14 protein-coding genes and 2 pseudogenes are annotated in these 17,362 nt (G+C 64.9%); 11 read left to right on the top strand and 5 right to left on the bottom strand.

The genetic code is table 11. The annotated features are described in order from the left end of the window. The 4 genes and pseudogenes from AC1D34_RS25545 to AC1D34_RS25530 all read right to left on the bottom strand — a co-directional run. The coding region (locus AC1D34_RS25545; RefSeq protein WP_476825705.1) for a shikimate dehydrogenase family protein at window positions 1-526 on the bottom strand (526 nt) is incomplete at its 3' end. 15 nt (window positions 527-541) lie between these two features. Further along, window positions 542-1,576 (bottom strand): Gfo/Idh/MocA family protein, encoded by a 1,035-nt coding sequence (locus tag AC1D34_RS25540; RefSeq protein ID WP_441508023.1) that lies wholly within the window; start codon window positions 1,574-1,576, stop codon window positions 542-544. Window positions 1,577-1,589: 13 nt separating this feature from the next. After that, a complete protein-coding gene (locus tag AC1D34_RS25535; RefSeq protein ID WP_069880472.1) occupies window positions 1,590-2,321 on the bottom strand; it encodes an amino acid ABC transporter ATP-binding protein in 732 nt (243 codons plus the stop codon). Window positions 2,322-2,395: 74 nt separating this feature from the next. Continuing rightward, a pseudogene (locus tag AC1D34_RS25530) lies at window positions 2,396-3,008 on the bottom strand (type 2 periplasmic-binding domain-containing protein). A 210-nt stretch (window positions 3,009-3,218) separates the two neighbouring features. Between AC1D34_RS25530 and AC1D34_RS25525 the strand changes: the two are divergent. From AC1D34_RS25525 to AC1D34_RS25515, 3 genes are all read left to right on the top strand, one after another. Further along, entirely contained in the window at window positions 3,219-3,911 is a 693-nt protein-coding gene (locus AC1D34_RS25525) for a GntR family transcriptional regulator (protein ID WP_441489910.1), read from the top strand. A 177-nt stretch (window positions 3,912-4,088) separates the two neighbouring features. Next, on the top strand, window positions 4,089-5,423 hold the full coding sequence (locus AC1D34_RS25520) for a M20/M25/M40 family metallo-hydrolase (protein ID WP_476825704.1): 1,335 nt from the start codon (window positions 4,089-4,091) through the stop codon (window positions 5,421-5,423). 58 nt (window positions 5,424-5,481) lie between these two features. Beyond that, complete coding sequence (locus AC1D34_RS25515; RefSeq protein ID WP_476825703.1) at window positions 5,482-6,771, top strand: FAD-binding oxidoreductase; 1,290 nt, start codon at window positions 5,482-5,484, stop codon at window positions 6,769-6,771. A 132-nt stretch (window positions 6,772-6,903) separates the two neighbouring features. Here the strand turns inward: AC1D34_RS25515 and ampC are convergent, their stop codons facing one another. Further along, entirely contained in the window at window positions 6,904-8,079 is a 1,176-nt protein-coding gene (gene ampC / locus AC1D34_RS25510; protein ID WP_441489907.1) for a class C beta-lactamase, read from the bottom strand. Window positions 8,080-8,175: 96 nt separating this feature from the next. On the opposite strand from ampC, the pseudogene AC1D34_RS25505 reads away from it, so the two are divergent. The 8 genes and pseudogenes from AC1D34_RS25505 to AC1D34_RS25470 all read left to right on the top strand — a co-directional run. Next, window positions 8,176-9,063: pseudogene (locus AC1D34_RS25505) on the top strand (LysR family transcriptional regulator). Window positions 9,064-9,588: 525 nt separating this feature from the next. After that, the gene (locus tag AC1D34_RS25500) at window positions 9,589-12,432 is read left to right on the top strand and encodes an autotransporter domain-containing protein (RefSeq protein WP_441505818.1); all 2,844 of its coding nucleotides are present in this window, start codon (window positions 9,589-9,591) and stop codon (window positions 12,430-12,432) included. An 89-nt stretch (window positions 12,433-12,521) separates the two neighbouring features. Further along, complete coding sequence (locus tag AC1D34_RS25495) at window positions 12,522-13,502, top strand: Gfo/Idh/MocA family protein (RefSeq protein ID WP_441505819.1); 981 nt, start codon at window positions 12,522-12,524, stop codon at window positions 13,500-13,502. Between the two features lie 154 nt (window positions 13,503-13,656). Next, entirely contained in the window at window positions 13,657-14,868 is a 1,212-nt protein-coding gene (locus AC1D34_RS25490; RefSeq protein WP_441505820.1) for a GGDEF domain-containing protein, read from the top strand. 83 nt (window positions 14,869-14,951) lie between these two features. Further along, window positions 14,952-15,251: a hypothetical protein gene (locus AC1D34_RS25485; protein WP_441489902.1), complete on the top strand. Its 300-nt coding sequence runs from the start codon at window positions 14,952-14,954 to the stop codon at window positions 15,249-15,251. A gap of 80 nt (window positions 15,252-15,331) precedes the next feature. Continuing rightward, window positions 15,332-15,847: an ImmA/IrrE family metallo-endopeptidase gene (locus AC1D34_RS25480; protein ID WP_441489901.1), complete on the top strand. Its 516-nt coding sequence runs from the start codon at window positions 15,332-15,334 to the stop codon at window positions 15,845-15,847. Between the two features lie 68 nt (window positions 15,848-15,915). Beyond that, window positions 15,916-16,191 (top strand): YARHG domain-containing protein, encoded by a 276-nt coding sequence (locus tag AC1D34_RS25475; RefSeq protein WP_441489900.1) that lies wholly within the window; start codon window positions 15,916-15,918, stop codon window positions 16,189-16,191. A 115-nt stretch (window positions 16,192-16,306) separates the two neighbouring features. Continuing rightward, window positions 16,307-17,362, top strand: a 1,056-nt coding sequence (locus tag AC1D34_RS25470; protein WP_476825702.1) for a helicase HerA domain-containing protein, incomplete at its 3' end; no start/stop codon positions are given.

The raw sequence follows: 17,362 nt of genomic DNA, 5'->3' as shown, positions 1-17,362 counted from the left end.
GTTGCGGATAGTGCTTGCGAAGCCTGTCAGCGAGGCCGTTCGCCAGAGGCGCATGGGTATCGAACAGGCCGAGTGCCGCGACGCCTGCCTTGGCGAGCGAGGCGGCGATGGCCGAGCCGACGCCGCCGGCGCCGACGACGAGCGCACGCGCGCCCTTGAGCACACGGCCCTTGCCCAGCACACCGCGCACGAAGCCCTCGCCGTCGAACATGTCGCCGACCAGCCGGCCATCGACATCAAGCCGCACGGCATTGCAGGCTCCTGCAATCGCGGCCGTGGTTTGCACCTCGTCGACCAGCGCGGTCGTCGTCACCTTGTGCGGCATGGTGATAAGGGCGCCGTGAGCGTTGGAGAGCCTGAAGAAGAGCCTGAGGAAAGCCGGATAGTCATCCGCCTTGCAGCCCATCGGCACCACGACGGCGTCCATCCCTTCTCGCTCGAAATACGGGTTGTAGATCATCGGCGCCTTGAAGCTCTCGGTCGGATAGCCGAGATGGGCGATGAGTTTCGTCGTGCCGCGGATCATGACGAACTGGCCTTCCTAGGTGTTGATCTCGGCAGCGACGCTGACGGCTGCGCCCGACCGGGCGCTGGCCAGGATCGCATCCAGCGTCACCGCGATATCGATGGATTCCGCCAGGGTCGCGCCGGTCCAGTGCTCGGGTCCTTGCCGCACCAGCCGCTCGAACGACTCCGCTTCCGCGAGGAACCCATTGCCGGGCGCAACCTCGATGGTCTCGGGAGCGGTCTGGACGGTCGTACCACGCCGGATCGTGAGCACCGGCGGCCCCCCGAGTGGGGGATGGTTGAGATAGGTCGTCTCGATCGTTCCGGCATCTCCTGCGATCAGGGCGTGGCGGTGATAGGCCGTGGCAAAGCTGCACGAGATCTGCGCAAGCGCTCCGCTCGGAAATTCCAGCGTGGCCGCAACGCTGCGATCGACGCCGGTTTCGCTCCAGCGCGCCGTCGCGCTGACGCGCTCGGGCCGCGCGCCTGCGACGAGAAGCGCCAGGCTGACGGCATAGCTGCCCGCGTCGAGAAGGGCGCCACCGCCGACTTCGGGCTTCAGGCGGATATTCGCCGGGTCGGAGAAGGCGACGCCAAAACTCGATCGGATGAGCTGAACCTTGCCGATCGCGCCCGCGTTGAGCAATTCGCGCAGTTTCAGCGTCTGGGCTTGTGCGCGGTAGGGATAGGCCTCGACGAGATGGCGTCCGTGCTGGCGCGCAGCAGCGGCCATGGCGCGGACCTCGGTCGCATTCATCGCCAGCGGCTTCTCGCAGAGCACATGCTTGCCGGCTTGCATGGCCCGGATCGACCATTCCGCATGGAGCGAGTTCGGCAGCGGATTGTAGATCGCGTCGATCTCCGGATCGGCCAGCAAGGCTTCATAGGAGCCATGAAAATGCGGAATGCCGCATTCCATCGCAAAGCGTTCGGCCTTCCCGGCATCGCGGCTGGCGACGGCAGCGACCGTGACAGTCCTCGACGGCGCGACACCACTCGCAAAGCTGCGTGCGATATTCGCCGCACCGAGGACACCGAGACGCAGTGGCATCGATTGCAGATCGGCCATGCCGGCCTCCTCCTCAGTGATTGTGCAGGATCTCGCCGAGGAACTGCCGGGTGCGCTCGTGGCGCGGATTGGTGAAGAACGCAGCCGGCGGCGCTTCTTCGACGATCGCACCGCTCGCCATGAAGATCACGCGGTCGGCGACCTGGCGCGCAAACCCCATCTCGTGGGTGACGCAGATCATCGTCATGCCCTCCTCGGCGAGCCCGATCATGGTGTCGAGCACCTCCTTGACCATTTCCGGGTCGAGCGCCGAGGTCGGCTCGTCGAACAGCATGACCTTCGGCTGCATGCACAGGGCCCGCGCGATCGCGACGCGCTGCTGCTGTCCGCCGGAGAGCTGGGCCGGATATTTTTCCGCCTGTTCGGCGATCTTGACCCGGCCGAGCAGGCGTCTTGCCGTGGCTTCGGCCTGCGCCTTGCTGGCGCGAAGCGAACGCATCGGCGCCAGCATGCAGTTCTCCAGCACCGTCAGATGCGGAAACAGGTTGAAATGCTGAAACACCATTCCAACCTCGCGGCGAACGGCATCGATGATCCTGGAATCATCGCTGAGAACCGTCCCACCGACACGGATCTCGCCCTTCTGGTAGGGTTCGAGATGGTTGATGCAACGGATCAGGGTCGATTTTCCCGAACCTGACGGCCCGCACAGGACGATCTTCTCGCCCTGGCGGACCGACAGGTTGATGTCGGTCAAGGCCTTGAACTCGCCGTACCATTTCTCGACGCCCGCCATTTTGATCATGGCGTCAGTCCCTTGAATGGTTGCAGTCGCGGACTGGCTGTTCATGGCCTCTGCTCCGTTTTGTCCTGCCGCGCTCAGCTTGCGGAGAAGGAGATGCCTTCGAGGCTGTCGGGGAACTTGTGGACGGGAACCTTCATCCACTTGTCGTAGACTTTCTGGAGCTCGCCATTGGCCCTGATCTTGTCGATGAAGGCGTTGAGGGCGGCGTTGATCTCCTTCTCGCCCTGCCGGGTGCAGGCGCCGTTGTAGAGGTTCTGGAATTCGAGTTTGTTTTCGAATTCGCCCGGCCGGGCCTGCTCGATACGCTGGATGTAGAAGATGTTACCGCCGAGCGCCTGGACCTGGCCCGAGACCAGCGCCTGGATGCTGGGGGCATCACCGTCGTAGCGCCGGATCGTCGTGCTGGCCGGCGCGTTCTTGGTGACCTGGGTATCCTGGGCTGCGCCCTTGGCCACGCCAATGGTGGAAGAGCGCCGCGATATCGGCATCCAGCCCATCCTGCTTGCCGGCGCTGGTGACGAAGCCCCAGGGCGGATTGTCGCCCTGGATGCCCACGACCAGCTTGCCCTTCGCCTTGATCTCCGCCGGCGTCACCGCCAGCGCAGGCCGCAGCAACAGGCTCGGCGCCGCAAGCCCGACCGCGCCGGCCAACAGAGCCTGACGGCGGTTCAATTTCGACTTGATCATTCTCGTTCCTCCCCGGGATGGCCGTTACGGCTCTGCCGCCATTGGGCGCCTCTCGGGCGACCTTGCGAGCACATTACATCTAGCGAAGCCGTCATCAACCGATAATATCATAATCATCCGATGATATTGATTTCAGCCGTCACTCATTGGTTCTGGCGCGGAGGCTGCACGCGTCGTAGGACGGCCCTCTCGAAAAGGTGCGCGCAGGGCATGGCGGACATCGTGACGGATTTTGCAGGCGACGACATCGCGCCGATCTCGACCGGCGAACAAGCCTATGAGCGCATCCGCACGGACATCGTCTTCGGGCGTCTTCGCCCCGGCCAACGCCTGCCATTGGAAAAATTGCGGACAGCGTATGGCGTCGGGATCGGCACCCTGCGCGAAATCTTCAGCCGCCTCACTCCGGAAGGATTGATCACGGCAGAGGGACAGCGCGGTTTCCAGGTTGCGCCGTGCTCGGCCGAGGATCTGAAGGAGATCGCGGCGCTTCGGCTGCTCATCGAGAGGAGCGCCCTGGCGCAGTCATTCCAGTCCGGCGACATGGAATGGGAAGGCCGCGTCGTTGCCGCCCATCACAAGCTGGCGCGGATGGAAGCGAGCCTGCTCGCGGGCGACCGCACGCAAGCGGAGCAGTGGAAGCGCTACGACTGGGAATTTCACCAGGCCCTGGTCTCGGCCTGCGGCTCCAAGGCCCTGCTGAATGTCCATTCCGGCGTCTATGACCGTTACCTTCGGTACCAGATGGTCTTCGTGATCTTCCGCGGCGCGATTGCAGCCGAAGAGCACAAGGCGCTGCTCGGCTGTGCACTGAGGCGGGACGCTGTGGAGGCTCAGGCTATTCTGGAGCAGCACATCCAGGGCTGCCTCGACTTCGCCTTTCACAATCAACTGATCACCTGATCCAGCAGACGCCATCGGCCCGGCCGTCGCAAGGCCGTTGGCGACAGCAGCGACGGACCGGCATCCAGCGTCCGGAGATGGCGCGCATTCATGTCGCGCATGGACGGGTTTGCCGCGGCCATCGTAACCAGAACGGGTGCGACTTTGGCTCTCCTAATTCTGGCAGGTGCAAGACTTATGGCTTCCTCCGACACCTTGGCCGCGGTTTTCGATCATATCGAGGCGAACCGCGCCCCTTTCCTTGATCGTCTGATCGATTATCTGCGCCACCCGAGCATCAGTGCCGAGAATATCGGCATCGCTGAAGTCGGAGAACTGCTGGTCAAGATGCTGACCGATATCGGGCTCGAGACCGAACTGGTGCCCACCGAAGGGCACCCCATGGTCATCGGGCGTTGGGAAAAGGCGCCGGGCAAGCCCACAGTGCTGCTCTACGGCCACTATGACGTGCAGCCGCCCGATCCGCTCGACAAATGGCTCTCGCCGCCCTTCGAGCCGACGATCCGCGACGGCCGGCTCTATGCGCGCGGGGTCGGCGACAACAAGGGCCAGCATTTCGCACAGATGATGGCGATCGAATCGCATCTTAAGGTGCATGGCACGCTTCCCTGCAATGTCATCCTCCTGCTGGAAGGCGAGGAAGAGATCGGCAGCCCGCACATCGCCGACTTCGTGCGGGCCAACAAGGACAAGCTGAGGGCCGATCTCGCCGTCACGGCCGATGGTCCGCGCCATGCCAGCGGTGCGGCCGCGATCAAGTTCGGCTCACGCGGCGTGATCTCCTTCGATCTGCGCTGTCGTCACGCCAATCGGGACGTGCATTCCGGCAATTTCGGTGGCGTGGTGCCAAATCCGATCTGGACGCTCGTACACCTGCTCGGCACCATGAAGAATGCTGCGGGCGAGATCACCATCGCGGGCCTCCACGACGATATCGAGCCGCCGACACCAGAGGAACTCGCGGCTATCGAGCGCCTCCCCCGCGCCGCCGAGGCGGTGAAGCAGAGCCTGGGGCTTGATCGCCTGGACGCACCTGCCGACCGCCCCTTCTACGAGCGCCTCTGCTTTCGTCCGACACTGACCATCAACGGCTTCCACGGCGGCTATGGCGGGCCCGGCACCAAGACCGTGCTGCCGAACGAAGCTTTCGTGAAATGCGATATCCGCCTGGTCGAGGCGCAGGACCCGGAGGACATTCTGCGCAAGGTCGCGGACCATGTGGCCAAGCATGCCCCAGAGGTCGAGTTCATCGCTCAGKACAGGGGGATGCAGCCCTCGAAGACTCCCATCGCCTCGCCCTTTACGACGCCGTTGCGCCAGGCCTTTGTCAAGGCCCAGGGCGAAGAGCCACTGCTGATCCCCGCGGGGTTCGGCAGCCTGCCAGGCTATGTCTTCACCAAGATCCTCGGCATTCCCGCCTTCGTCACCCCTTACGCGAACCCCGACGAAGCGAACCATGCGCCAAATGAGAACCTGACTCTCGACTGCTTCTACAGTCCTGACCGACGCTGACGCCATCGCGCCGTTCTGCGAGGACTGGCGCGGCCGGCGACACGGACTTGCCCGCGCTGTGGTCCGGCCAGCCGACGTCCGGCAGGTCGCAGAGATCGCAGCTTGGAGCCAGCGCCACCGCGTTCCGCTGGTCCCGCAGGGCGGGAATACCGGCCTCGTCTTCGGGGGGATTCCCGATGACAGCGGCCAAGCGGTTGTCGTCCAGCTTGGCCGCATGAACCGCATCCGCGAGATCGACACCGTCAACGCCGTTGCCATCGTGGAGTCCGGCGTAGTTCTGCAGACTTTGCAGCAGCGCGCACGCRATGCCGGCCTGTTCTTTCCCGTCAGCCTCGCCGCCGAAGGCAGTTGCCAGATCGGTGGCACGATCGCCACCAATGCCGGCGGAACGGCGGTTTTGCGCTACGGCAACATGCGCGACCAGGTGCTCGGGCTGGAGGTCGTGCTGCCCGACGGCCGGGTGTGGAACGGCCTGCGCGCGTTGCGCAAGGACAACACCGGTTACGACCTGAAGCATCTCTTCATCGGTTCGGAAGGAACTCTCGGCATCGTCACCGCCGCCGTGCTGAAACTGCACGCTGCACCGCAGGCGCGCGCGACCGCCCTGGCCAGCGTCCGGGATTTCGCAGCGGCTTTGCGCCTGTTCCAGCTAGCCCGCTCGCGCGCTGCCGACGTCCTCTCTGGCTGCGAGTGCTTTACCGAGGACTGCCGCGCCCTGGTCGAAACCCATGCTCCGCATGTCACCCAACCGGCACTACGCGGCGGCGTCTATGTGCTGCTGCAACTCGATGCGGCGACGCCGGAAATTCCGCTCGAAGCGATCCTGGAGAGTGTTCTCTCCGAAGGCTTCGAGCAGGAGATCGTCGAAGACGCCGTCATCGCCCGTTCCCTGGCACAGGCCGAGCAGCTTTGGGCACTCCGCGAGAACATCACGGAAGCACAGAAGCGCGCAGGCCCCAGCTTCAGCCATGATGTCTCCACCCCGATCAGCGCCATCCCGGCTTTCGTCGATCGCTGCCTGACGGCGCTGAATGCGATCGACGCGCGCCTGCGCCCGATCGTTTTCGGCCATATCGGCGACGGCAATCTGCATTTCAATCTGTTGGCACCGGCCGGTGCCGACGCCACCGAGCGCCACGCACTGCATAAGCAGGTCGAGACGGCGCTCTATGATCTCGTCGAGGCTTTCGACGGCAGCATCAGCGCCGAGCACGGCCTGGGCGRGCTCAAGCGCGACCTCATCGAAATCTATAAGCCGCCATTCGACCTGGAGCTGATGCGAGGCGTCAAGCGCCAGTTCGACCCTGCGAACCTGATGAATCCGGGCAAGGCGGTGCGGCTGGTCTGACGCGGCCGCTCGATTTCGGGTCCGCGCGTCGCGGCATCACGGCACAATCGGAGCGGTAGCAGCAGGACGCGCGGCCCCTGCAAGGCAGCCTGCTCCGTTTGTCCTTCGTCAGGCGAATGCAACCAGCCAGACTTACTCGGCAAGCCGCGACAACACCTGATGCGCGGCCTTCACCCGCGCATCATTGGGGTAGTTCTTGTTCGCGAGCATGACGATCCCGATCTTCTTTGCCGGGACATAGGCGACGTAGCCGCCAAAGCCATTGGTCGACCCGGTCTTGTTGAGGATCACGTCGCTCCGCGGCGCCATCGGCGGCTCGATCGCAACCGCGGGGACGCCGTTCAGGATCATCTTGGCCGAGTTGCCGGCGACGAGTTTATCCAGCTCGACCGGATAGGGGTATTGCTCCCAGATCAGATCCTGGATGAGCTCGCTCGCGCGGAAATACCCGGTATGGGTCGCCCGCGCAGCGACGGCCGCCTTCCCCGGCACGGTGCCGATGCCCATGTTCACCTCCAGGAAGCGGATCATGTCGACGGCATTGGATTTGACCCCATAGGCTTCGGTCGCGAGGAGGCCCGGGGAGACCCGCATCGGCTTGTCCTCCCGGTTGTAGCCCCACGCGTAACTCTTCATTTCCGCCGCGGGGACGTTGATATAGGTCCGGCGCAGCCCGAGATCCGGGAACAATCGCCGCTCCATCAACGTCTCGAAGCTTGCTCCCATCGCCTTCGCGGTGACGACGCCGAGAAGACCAATGCTCGGGTTGGCGTAATTTCGGTATGTGCCGGGAGTGAAGCGCGGCTTCCAGGCGCGATAATAGGCCATGAGCTGCTTCTGATCCTTGACGTCGTCAGGGACCTGAAGCGGAAAGCCGCCAGCCGTATGCGTGCCGAGATCCAGCAATCGCACATCGTCCAGGGCACTGCCCTTCAACTCGGGCATGTGTTGGCTGACACTGTCGTTCAGCGACAACTTGCCCTCGATCTCGGCATAGGTCGCGAGCGTCGCCGTAAAGGTCTTGCTGATCGACCCCAGCTCGAAGAGCGTGTCCCGCGTAACAGGAACCCTGGGTTCCTTCGAGGCCAGGCCGTACTCGATGAAGTAGCGCTTTCCATCGATCGTCACGGCAACAGCCAGGCCGGGGATCCCGTGCTGCTCGATCACCGGCTTCACCGCTTCGTCGACGGCCTGGCGCACGCGGGCGTCCTGATCGGGGCCTGCGCCGTGGGCGCTGGACAGACTGCCCAGCGTGCCGGCGAGAACGCTGGCTGCCAGACCGGCGTAGAGTCGTTTGGACAAGGGCATCTCCTTCCAATTCGGAATGGGCGCCGTTTATGACCCCTTCGAACTCCCGGCAAACGATGATAAGTCGGATCAGCCATAAGTTAAATTTGGGCATCGATGGTTCGACCTTTTCTGCCACTCAACGCGTTGCGGGCGTTCGAAGCATCGGCCAGGCATCTCAGCTTCACGCGGGCCGGCATCGAACTCGCGGTGACGCAAGCCGCCGTGAGCCAGCAGGTTCGCTCTCTCGAGCAGAGATTGGGCGTTCAGTTGTTCCGCAGGCTCCCGCGCGGCCTCAGGATCACGGCAGAGGGCGAAGCCCTCCTTCCCGTCGTGAGCGATGCCTTCGATCGCCTGGCCACGACGCTCGACAGGGTTGGGTCGGGAAAGGTCCGCGAACTGCTCGTGGTCGGAGCGGTGGGCACCTTCGCGGTCGGCTGGCTGCTGCCCCGGCTCGAGGACTTCAGGCGCGCTCATCCGTTCGTCGAGCTGAGGCTCTCCACGAACAACAATCGGGTCGATCTGGCTGCCGAAGGATTGGACTTCTCCATTCGGTTCGGCAACGGCGCCTGGCACGGTCTCGATGCTACGGAGCTGTTCGAGGCGCCCCTGACGCCGCTCTGTACGCCCGAACTGGCCGCCGCCCTCCATGCGCCGTAGGATCTCGGCACGCTCACTCTGTTGCGCAGCTACCGCATGGACGAGTGGAGCCGCTGGTTTGCTGCCACTGGCGCGGACATGCCGCCCAACATTGCAGGCGCCATCGTCTTCGACTCGTCGCTCGCGATGATGGAGGCCGCCGAACAAGGGGTCGGAGTAGCCCTCGCCCCGGCTCTCATGTTCTCGCGCCAATTGCGCAACGGCTCGATCCGGCGACCGTTCCCGGCCTCGATCTCGCTTGGAAGCTATTGGCTGACCAAGCTCAAATCGCGGAAGCCGACGGCTGCCATGCTGGCCTTCGCCGACTGGATTGCGGCCCAGGAACCGGATTCTCGGAACGAGTAATTCGGCAATATGCGCCAGCAGCATTCGGCCGGCGGCCGAAGTGTCCAGGCGCCTGCATTGAAGTGCCGGCAGAGGTTCGGCGATCGCACATCGCTCTGGAACGCGATACGCGAATGGCGATCGGCCAGGCGAGCAGGACGGGCAGAGATGGCCAATTGCGGACCCCAGCCCCTGAGCTCACCGCAGGGCCTTCGTCCTTGGCTTCGAGGCCCAAAGCAATGCGAAAGGAGTGGAGCGCGAACCTGGCGCCCGCACTCAGTAGGGATGCCGGTCCTGCTTCTCATCCAGGCCTCATAGGCCTTGAGCCCGGTCTCGCGCTCGAAATTCTCGGTCACCGCGATGCAACGCGCAGACCAGGGTTTGGCAAAGTCCTCATACTGGAAGGCGTCGTCGAAGTGTCCGAACCAACTTGACCCCACCTTCACCATACGAAATCTGCCGTATTGACGGTGAGGAGATACGGCCGCAAAGCCTTGGACCGACGATCATCGACCGGACCACCCGATTCCTGCCTTTGAGGCCTGCGTGCCGTCCTTGCCTAAGAAAGCCGCCGCTGCCCTGTTGCTGACGACGGCGCTGGCGAGTGCTGCTTCAGCCCAGTCGGGCGGCCTCCTTACCGATCCCAGTATGTGGAGACCCCCCGAATACAAGGCTCAATGGGGACTCGATTATATCAATGCCGCAAACGCTTATGCGCGAGGCGTCGACGGCACGGGCATCCTGGTTGGCGTTGTGGACAGCGGAGTGTTCACCGGGCATTCCGAATTCGCAGGCCGCTTTGGGGGTGGCTACGACTATATCGCGAACACCGCTCTTGTGACCGACCCCGGAGGGCACGGCACGGGCGTCGCCTCAGTAATCGCTGCCAATCGCGACGGCATCGGCATGCATGGCGTGGCGCCAGGCGCTACGATCCTCAGCGCGCGCGTCTTTGATCAGGATGGAATTCCGGCGCCGTCTTCAGGCTTCGTTGCAGCCTACGATGGGCTCGTTGCCCGGGGGGTGCGCGTCATCAACAACAGCTGGGGCAGCTTCGATCCTGTCACGTCGGTGACGCAGAGCGAGCTTGCTCGATGGCAGGAGCTGCCGGCCTATCGTCGTGCAGTGGCATCTGGCGCCCTGTTGGTCTGGGGTACAGGGAATGACGAGCGGACCCAGCCGAGCATCGAAGCCGGCCTGCCCTATCATTTCCCGGAACTGGAGCGCGGCTGGCTGGCCGTGGTGGCCTACGGACCAGGCTACGAGCCGTTGTACACGAACCGCTGCGGCGTGGCCAAGAACTGGTGCCTGACGGCTCCCGGCGGCGGGGACTGGTGGGGCGAATTTCCAGACGATCCCATCGTCGTCGCCGACAAGAACGGCGGATACACCAAGGTCAACGGCACGTCGTTTGCAGCTCCCCATGTCTCAGGTGCAGCGGCCCTGGTCTGGCAGATGTTCCCGTTCTTCAGCGCCGATCAGGTGCGCCAGACCCTGCTCGGCACCGCCCGGGACATCGGCGCTCCCGGCGTCGACGACATATTCGGCTACGGCCTGCTCGATGTCGGCAAGGCAGTGCTCGGACCTGGCCGTTTCGATTGGGGCGATTTCGTCGTCGAGCAGCCCGGCGGCCTCGCCGTCTTCGGAAACGACATCGTCGGGACCGGCGGTCTCGTCAAACGCGGCGCGGGCGAACTCATGCTCACGGGCCACAGCTCCTATGCCGGTGCGACACGCGTCGACGGCGGCTTTCTCTCGATCATGGGCAGCATCGCCTCGCCGACCAGTATCGGTGCGGCCGGCACGCTCACTGGTTCCGGCCTGATCACGGGCTCAGTCACCAATGCCGGCACCCTCTGGGCCGGCGATAGCCGCGGCGCTGGCACGCTGACCATCAGCGGCAATTACGTGCAGCAGGCCGGTGGCATTCTGGTTCAGCAGGTCGGCCCAATCGGTGGGCGGAACCACCTTGCCGTCACCGGCACCGCCAGCCTTTCCGGCCTCGTCGCCATGGGAGGCCGGGCGCAACTCTTGCCGCGCTTCCAGACCATGCCGGTGCTCAGCGCCGGACAGGGCCTCATCGGCCGCTTCGACGGCATCGAGGGGCCGCCGGGCGATGGTTCGGCGCCCTTCATCCAGGCGAGCCTGCGTTACCAGCCGAACACGGCGCATCTCGATATCCGCACCTTGCCCTTCGATACGCCAGGCGTCTGCGCCTCGGCCAACCAATGCGCCGCCGGCGCCGCGCTCGAACGCGGCGTTGCCGGTGCGGATCAGGATCTACGCGACGTAGCGGGGTTGCTGCAGGCCGCCGGCACGCGGGATGGCGCGCGACAGGCCCTTGCCGGCCTCTCCGGCGAGGCGCATGCCAGCCTTGGTACTCTCGCCCTCGGCGGCTCTGCCCCCTTCAGTGCCATGATCTCGCAACGGCTCAGCGATCTGCGCTCCGGCCCGGCCGAACCCACCGCAACCGGCGCCGCAATGGCTTATGCATCGAGCGCCGCGGCGAGTCCCGCCGCAGCGCTGCTGAGGCGCCTGCCGTCCGGACCGGCAGCGGCCCAGAACAATGTCTGGGCGCGGGGTTATGGCATCATCGGGACGCTTGGTGGCAATGCCAATGCCGGCGGGGCCGAGTATCGCGGCGGCGGGATGATCGCCGGTTTTGACCGGCAGATCACTCCGGAAATTCTGGTCGGGCTCAGCGCTGGCTACTCCAGCACTGACGCCGAATTCCGCAACTTCTCCGGCAAGGGCGGCATCAAGGCCTATGAAGGCGCGCTCTATGGCGGCTACACACGCGGCCCGCTGCGCCTTGATGGTACCTTCGGTTATGCCCGCCTCGATTTCGAATCTGAGCGCAGCATCAGCTTCGGTGGGCTCTCTCGCCAGGCAAGGGCCGAATACGGTGGCGATCGCTTCACCGGCGCCCTCGAAGCCGGCTACGCCCTTGATCTCGGTTGGTCTAAGCTCGAGCCGCTGGCGGCACTGCGTTACAGCTATCTGCAGCAGGACGGATTCAGCGAGACCGGCGCTGGCAGCATTGGCCTGACGGCCGGCAAGCAATCCGCGGAAAGCCTCCTCGGCAGCCTGGGCCTGCGCCTGGCGAAGGAGTTCGATCTCGCCTCCAGCCGCGTCGCTGTCGAGCTTCGTGGCCGCTGGCAGCACGAGTTCCTCGACGATGCGATGGTGCTCGATACCGCCTTCATTGGGGCGCCTGCGGCCTCCTTCCCGGTCCAGGGCGCGAGAGTGGCGCGCGACAGCGCCATCCTCGGCCTGGGCCTGTCGGCACGCGCTGGCCGCTACGCCACACTGTTCGCCGACTATGATGTCCGGCTCAATGCCGACGCCACCACCCATGTATTCACCGCCGGGCTGCGCGCCACATGGTAGCGACGCGTGATTACGGCCGCTCGCGCGCTCGTGGCGCTGACGGAATCCTGCTATCGCGCTCCTCGGCTCAGAGCAGGGATTTTTRGGCGATGCAGAACGGCACTCTCTCGATCGGGATCATTGGCGCAGGCATCATGGGTGAGCGGCTGCTGCACGCCATTCTCGACCAGTCCCAGGAACTGGTGAAGGTCAGCGGCGTCTGGGATCCGGCGCCTTCGGCAATGGAGCGCATGGCCGCAACCTTCCCGCAGGTTCCGCGGCTGACTGACGCCGCAGCGGTCGTCGCCGCCAGCGACTGCGTCTATATTGCCTCGCCTCCAGCCTCCCACCTCACCCACGCGCGCGCCGCCATCAGCGCCGGCAAGAGTGTCTTTTGCGAGAAACCGCTGGCGGTCGATGTCGCCGATGCGCGCGCCTTTGTTGCGGAAGCCGGCGACAGAGGCGCGGTCAATTTCCCCTTCGCGTCCTCGCTCGCCGTAGCGACATTGATGGAGTGGATCGCACAGGGTGCGGTCGGCACTCTGTCCCGCGTCTCGATCGAAGTCGCCTTCGCGACCTGGCCGCGCCCCTGGCAGGCCGACGCCGCGGCCTGGCTGGACAGAACCCCGCAGGGCGGTTTCACCCGCGAGGTCGTGTCGCATTTCCTCTTCCTGAGCCGCAGGCTGGTTGGCCCCCTGCATGGGCTCACGGCGAGCGTGGCCTTCCCGGAGGCGGGCAAATCGGAGCGCCGGATTGAGGCCAGGTTGCTGGCCGGGGACATCCCCGTCGCGCTCAAGGGCAGTGTCGGGAGCACTGGGAAGGATGACCACAATATCTGGATGCTGGAAGGTGATAGGGGCGCGGTCCGGCTTTGCGACTGGTCGATCGCCGAACGCCGTCTGCCCGATGGCAGCTGGGAACGCGCTGCCGACGCATTGTCACAGGCGGATGCACGCCCCGTCGCACTCAGGCGCCAGCTCCAGGGTGTCATCCGCCTCACGCAGGGCGGGCCGCATCATCTCGCGACGCTGCCTGAGGCCCTGAACGTTCAGGAGATCGTCGAGGCCATCCTGGCCAGCGAGCATGGCTAGGAATGGCGTTAGGGCGCGGGCCGCGCGCCTTCCCTCGCATTCTCATCACCGGCGCAAGGCTTCCGAAACCGTCCCCGCGCACACCCGCAGCGATTGCGACGCAGTGCCCCTCTCCCCAACGGAGTGTTAGGCACTCCGCTCGCAGGCTTGTGCGGTGAGTGCTTTGGAACAGGTCATAGACGCCGCGGAAAACGCGCCCCCGGCGCCTGCGCGCGACAGTTCCTATGCAGGGCAGCGCGCGCGAGGCTTCAAGCGCCTGCGCTTCGTCTCGGGGCTGGAAGACGAATACCGCCGCTATATGCGCATCGAGCAGCGGATGAGCACGCTGGTCTGCGCGCTCACCGCGCTCGGAATCTGGCTCGTCTTCATCGCGCTCGACATCGCACGGATCGACCCGCTGACGGAATATCGGGCGCAGCGCTACGACGCCCTGGCCGCAGCCGCTCTGCGCTGGATCACGCTCGCCGTCCTGCTTTCCCTGATCTCGGTCCTCGTCGGCAAGCGTCTGCCCCGTGCCTATAACCGGCTGAGCTTCCTCGTTCTCGTGCTGATTGGAACGACGAGTGCAGTCAGCGCCAATGTCTTCAAGCTGCGCGGCCTCGCCCAGGCGGATCTGGCCGGCTTCGTCATCATCATGGCGGTGTTCCTGCCGGTCGGCCTGACCTTCCATCAAAGCGTCGCGGCAGCGATGCTGATCGCTGTCCTGAATGCTCTGCTCGGGTTCGTCATGCTCGATCCCGGCCATATCCATGAGCATATCCGGATCTCGATCCTGATGTTCTTTGCCGTCTTCGTCGGCGCGGTCGGCGCCTATCTGCGCGAATACACCCAGCGCGATCACTTCCTGCTGCGTCGGATGCTGCACAACCGCGCCATGTCCGACGCACTGACCGGTATCGGCAATCGGCGCTTCTTCGAGGAGCACGCCGCAACGGCCTTGCGCCAGGCCAGGCGCGAGCGCGCCGGTCTCGTCTTCGCCATTCTCGATGTCGATCACTTCAAGAAGTACAATGACCGCTACGGACACCAGGCCGGCGACCTGGCTCTGCGCAGCCTGGCCCGCGCGCTCGAAGCGAGATTGCGGCGGCCGATGGACATGGTTGGGCGCCTGGGAGGCGAGGAATTTGGCCTGATCCTCTATGGGGTCAGGCCTGATACGGCATGCGCCATGCTTGATAATCTCGTCCGCGCGGTCTCCTCGCTCGACATTCCCCATGACGCCTCGGACACTGCCCCTCACCTGACGGCCAGCGTCGGCGCGGCCCTCTTCGACGGCCTTGAAACACTGGAGCAAATCTACAGGCGGGCGGACGGTCTGCTTTACGTAAGCAAGGCGAAGGGCAGAGACCGGTTTACGCTTGGCTAGCGGCTGTGCAGGCGACGCGCTATGCTGGATCAGGCCCGGTTTGAACGCGTAGAACGCGCGGGCACTCCTGCGGAGGTTCCGCCATGATCAGCGCAGCCCTTCTCTCACTATCACTATCAACCGGTCTCTTCGTTCCCGTTTCCGATGGGCCGCCGCGCTTCGATGTCGTCAACACGTGCCGCGACGTCGGCCGTTCCAGCATGGGGGTCGGTCGTACCGCCCAGGCCTGCCAGGACGACGAGAACCAGGCGCGCGCGACGTTGGTACAACGCTGGTCGGCCTATCCAGCGCAGAGCCGCAACACCTGCGTCGAGAGCGCGCAACTCGGCGGCCCGCCCAGCTATGTCCAGGTCCTGACCTGCCTCGAGATGGCCCCGCGCTAGCTGCGCAAGCCTGATGATCCTGGATTGAGCATTGGCAAAGAGCGCGCTAGGCTGCTCCCGCTCCGTCACGGGAGGCTGTCATGAAGCCCGCATTCCTGACCGATGCCCAGATCGATGCCCGCGCCTTGAGCCATCGCCGCGAACTCGGCTTCCGCGACGAACAGGGCATTGATTTCATGATCCTGATGGCGCGGCTGAAGGCCCGCTACCCGAATTTTGCCTATGAACGTGTACCGGACGGCCAACTCGCCGACGCCGAGGCGCAATGGGATTCTGAGACCAAGCGCCTTCGGATCCCGGAACCCGTGTTTCTCGCGGCCCTGCGCGGCGAAAGCCGGGCGCTGATGACCATCGCCCATGAGGTCGGACATGCCCTGCTCGGCCATGAAGGCATCCTGCATCGCGCCCCTGCCGGCTCGCAGGCCGAGCGCCTCTCGGCCAAGGTCCGGGCGATGGAGTATCAGGCCCGGCGCTATGCCGCCGCCCTGCTGATCCCGAATATCGAAGCGATCCGCCATATGAGTGCGGGCGAAATGAGCGAACATTTCGGAGTCAGCATGAGCGCCGCCATGCTGCGCAAGAGCGAGTTGAAATAGCCCCGCTTGCCCGGGCTCGTCCGGCGGCCCAATCTTGCATCGAGCCGACTCGATTCAAGAAGTGAACCATGCCGCACAAGACATTGATGATCATGGCATTCCTGACTTTGACAGGAATGCCTGCGCCGGCTCTCGCGCAGCAAACCTGCGATGAGCTCTGGTATGCCCGCAACGAGATCTACAAGGCGCAGGGCTACTGCTTCCGCACCCAGCGCGGTATCGCGGCCTTTGGTAATGCCGGCTGCCAATACGACAATGCCGAGGAGCTGCCGCTGTCGAACACCCAGCGCCGCATGATCGCCGACATTCAGCGTGAAGAACGCGCGCGGCGCTGCCTGCGCTGATCTGCCGGGGCCGATAGTTGTGGAAGGCCGGCCGTATCCGGCCATCGGCCAGTTGCAGTGTGTTAGAAGCGCCGGTCCGGGAACAGGGCGGCAGACGGAGCAGCAAGACCAGAGCATGACGACGGGCATCGACATGGGCTTGACCCAGGGTGGACAACCCGCGCTGCTTGATCTCGCCGAATTGCTGGCGACGCGCCTGCTGGTCCAAGGCAATTCCGGCTCAGGAAAGTCGCATCTGCTGCGCCGGCTGCTGGAGCAAAGCGCACCGCTGGTCCAGCAAGCCGTGATTGATCCGGAGGGCGATTTCGTCTCGCTGGCCGGTCAGTTCGGCCATGTCGTGGTCGACGCCGCCTGCGGCGAGGCCGAATTGCAGCGTATCGCCATCCGCGTCCGCCAGCATCGTGTCTCGATCGTGCTCAACCTCGAGAATCTCGACGCCGACGAGCAGTTGCGCGCGACGGCCGCCTTTCTCGGCGGGCTGTTCGACGTCGATCGCAGCATGTGGTTCCCGATCCTGGTCGTCGTCGACGAGGCGCAGCTCTTCGCGCCCGTCATGGCCGGCGAAGCGTCGGACGAAGCGCGTCGCCTCTCCCTCGGCGCCATGACCAATCTGATGTGCCGCGGCCGCAAGCGCGGCCTCGCCGGGGTGATCGCGACTCAGCGTCTCGCCAAGCTTGCCAAGAACGTCGCGGCCGAGGCCTCGAACTTCCTGATGGGCCGCACCTTCCTCGATATCGACATGCAGCGCGCCTCCGACTTGCTCGGCATGGACCGGCGCCAGGCCGAGATGTTCCGCGACCTCGAGCGTGGCCAGTTCGTCGCATTGGGCCCGGCGCTGTCGAAACGCCCCTTGCCGCTCAGGATCGGCGCCGTGTCCTCGGTMGATCGCGGCAGTGCGCCCGGCCTGATGCCCCTGCCCGAACAGGCCCCGGAGGATGCGRGCAAGCTCATTTTCGAAGCGGGCGAGAACGAACCTCCCGTCACCTCCTGGGTCCCGCGTCCCACGCCGCGGCCGCGCCCGGCAGCCAATGAAGTGCTCCGCCAGATCGAGAGCTATCGCCCTGCCCCCGCCGTCGAGCCGGAGCCCGAGATTCCGATGGAACCGGAAGAGCGCGAGGCGATCATGACCGAGATCCTGCGCGATCTGATGGAGGACCCGGAAACGCGGAGC

It is taken from the genome of Allobosea sp. P1_A7, from assembly GCF_056406775.1.
Note: the sequence above shows the minus strand (reverse complement) of the source record. Positions and strands in the feature narration are given on the sequence as shown.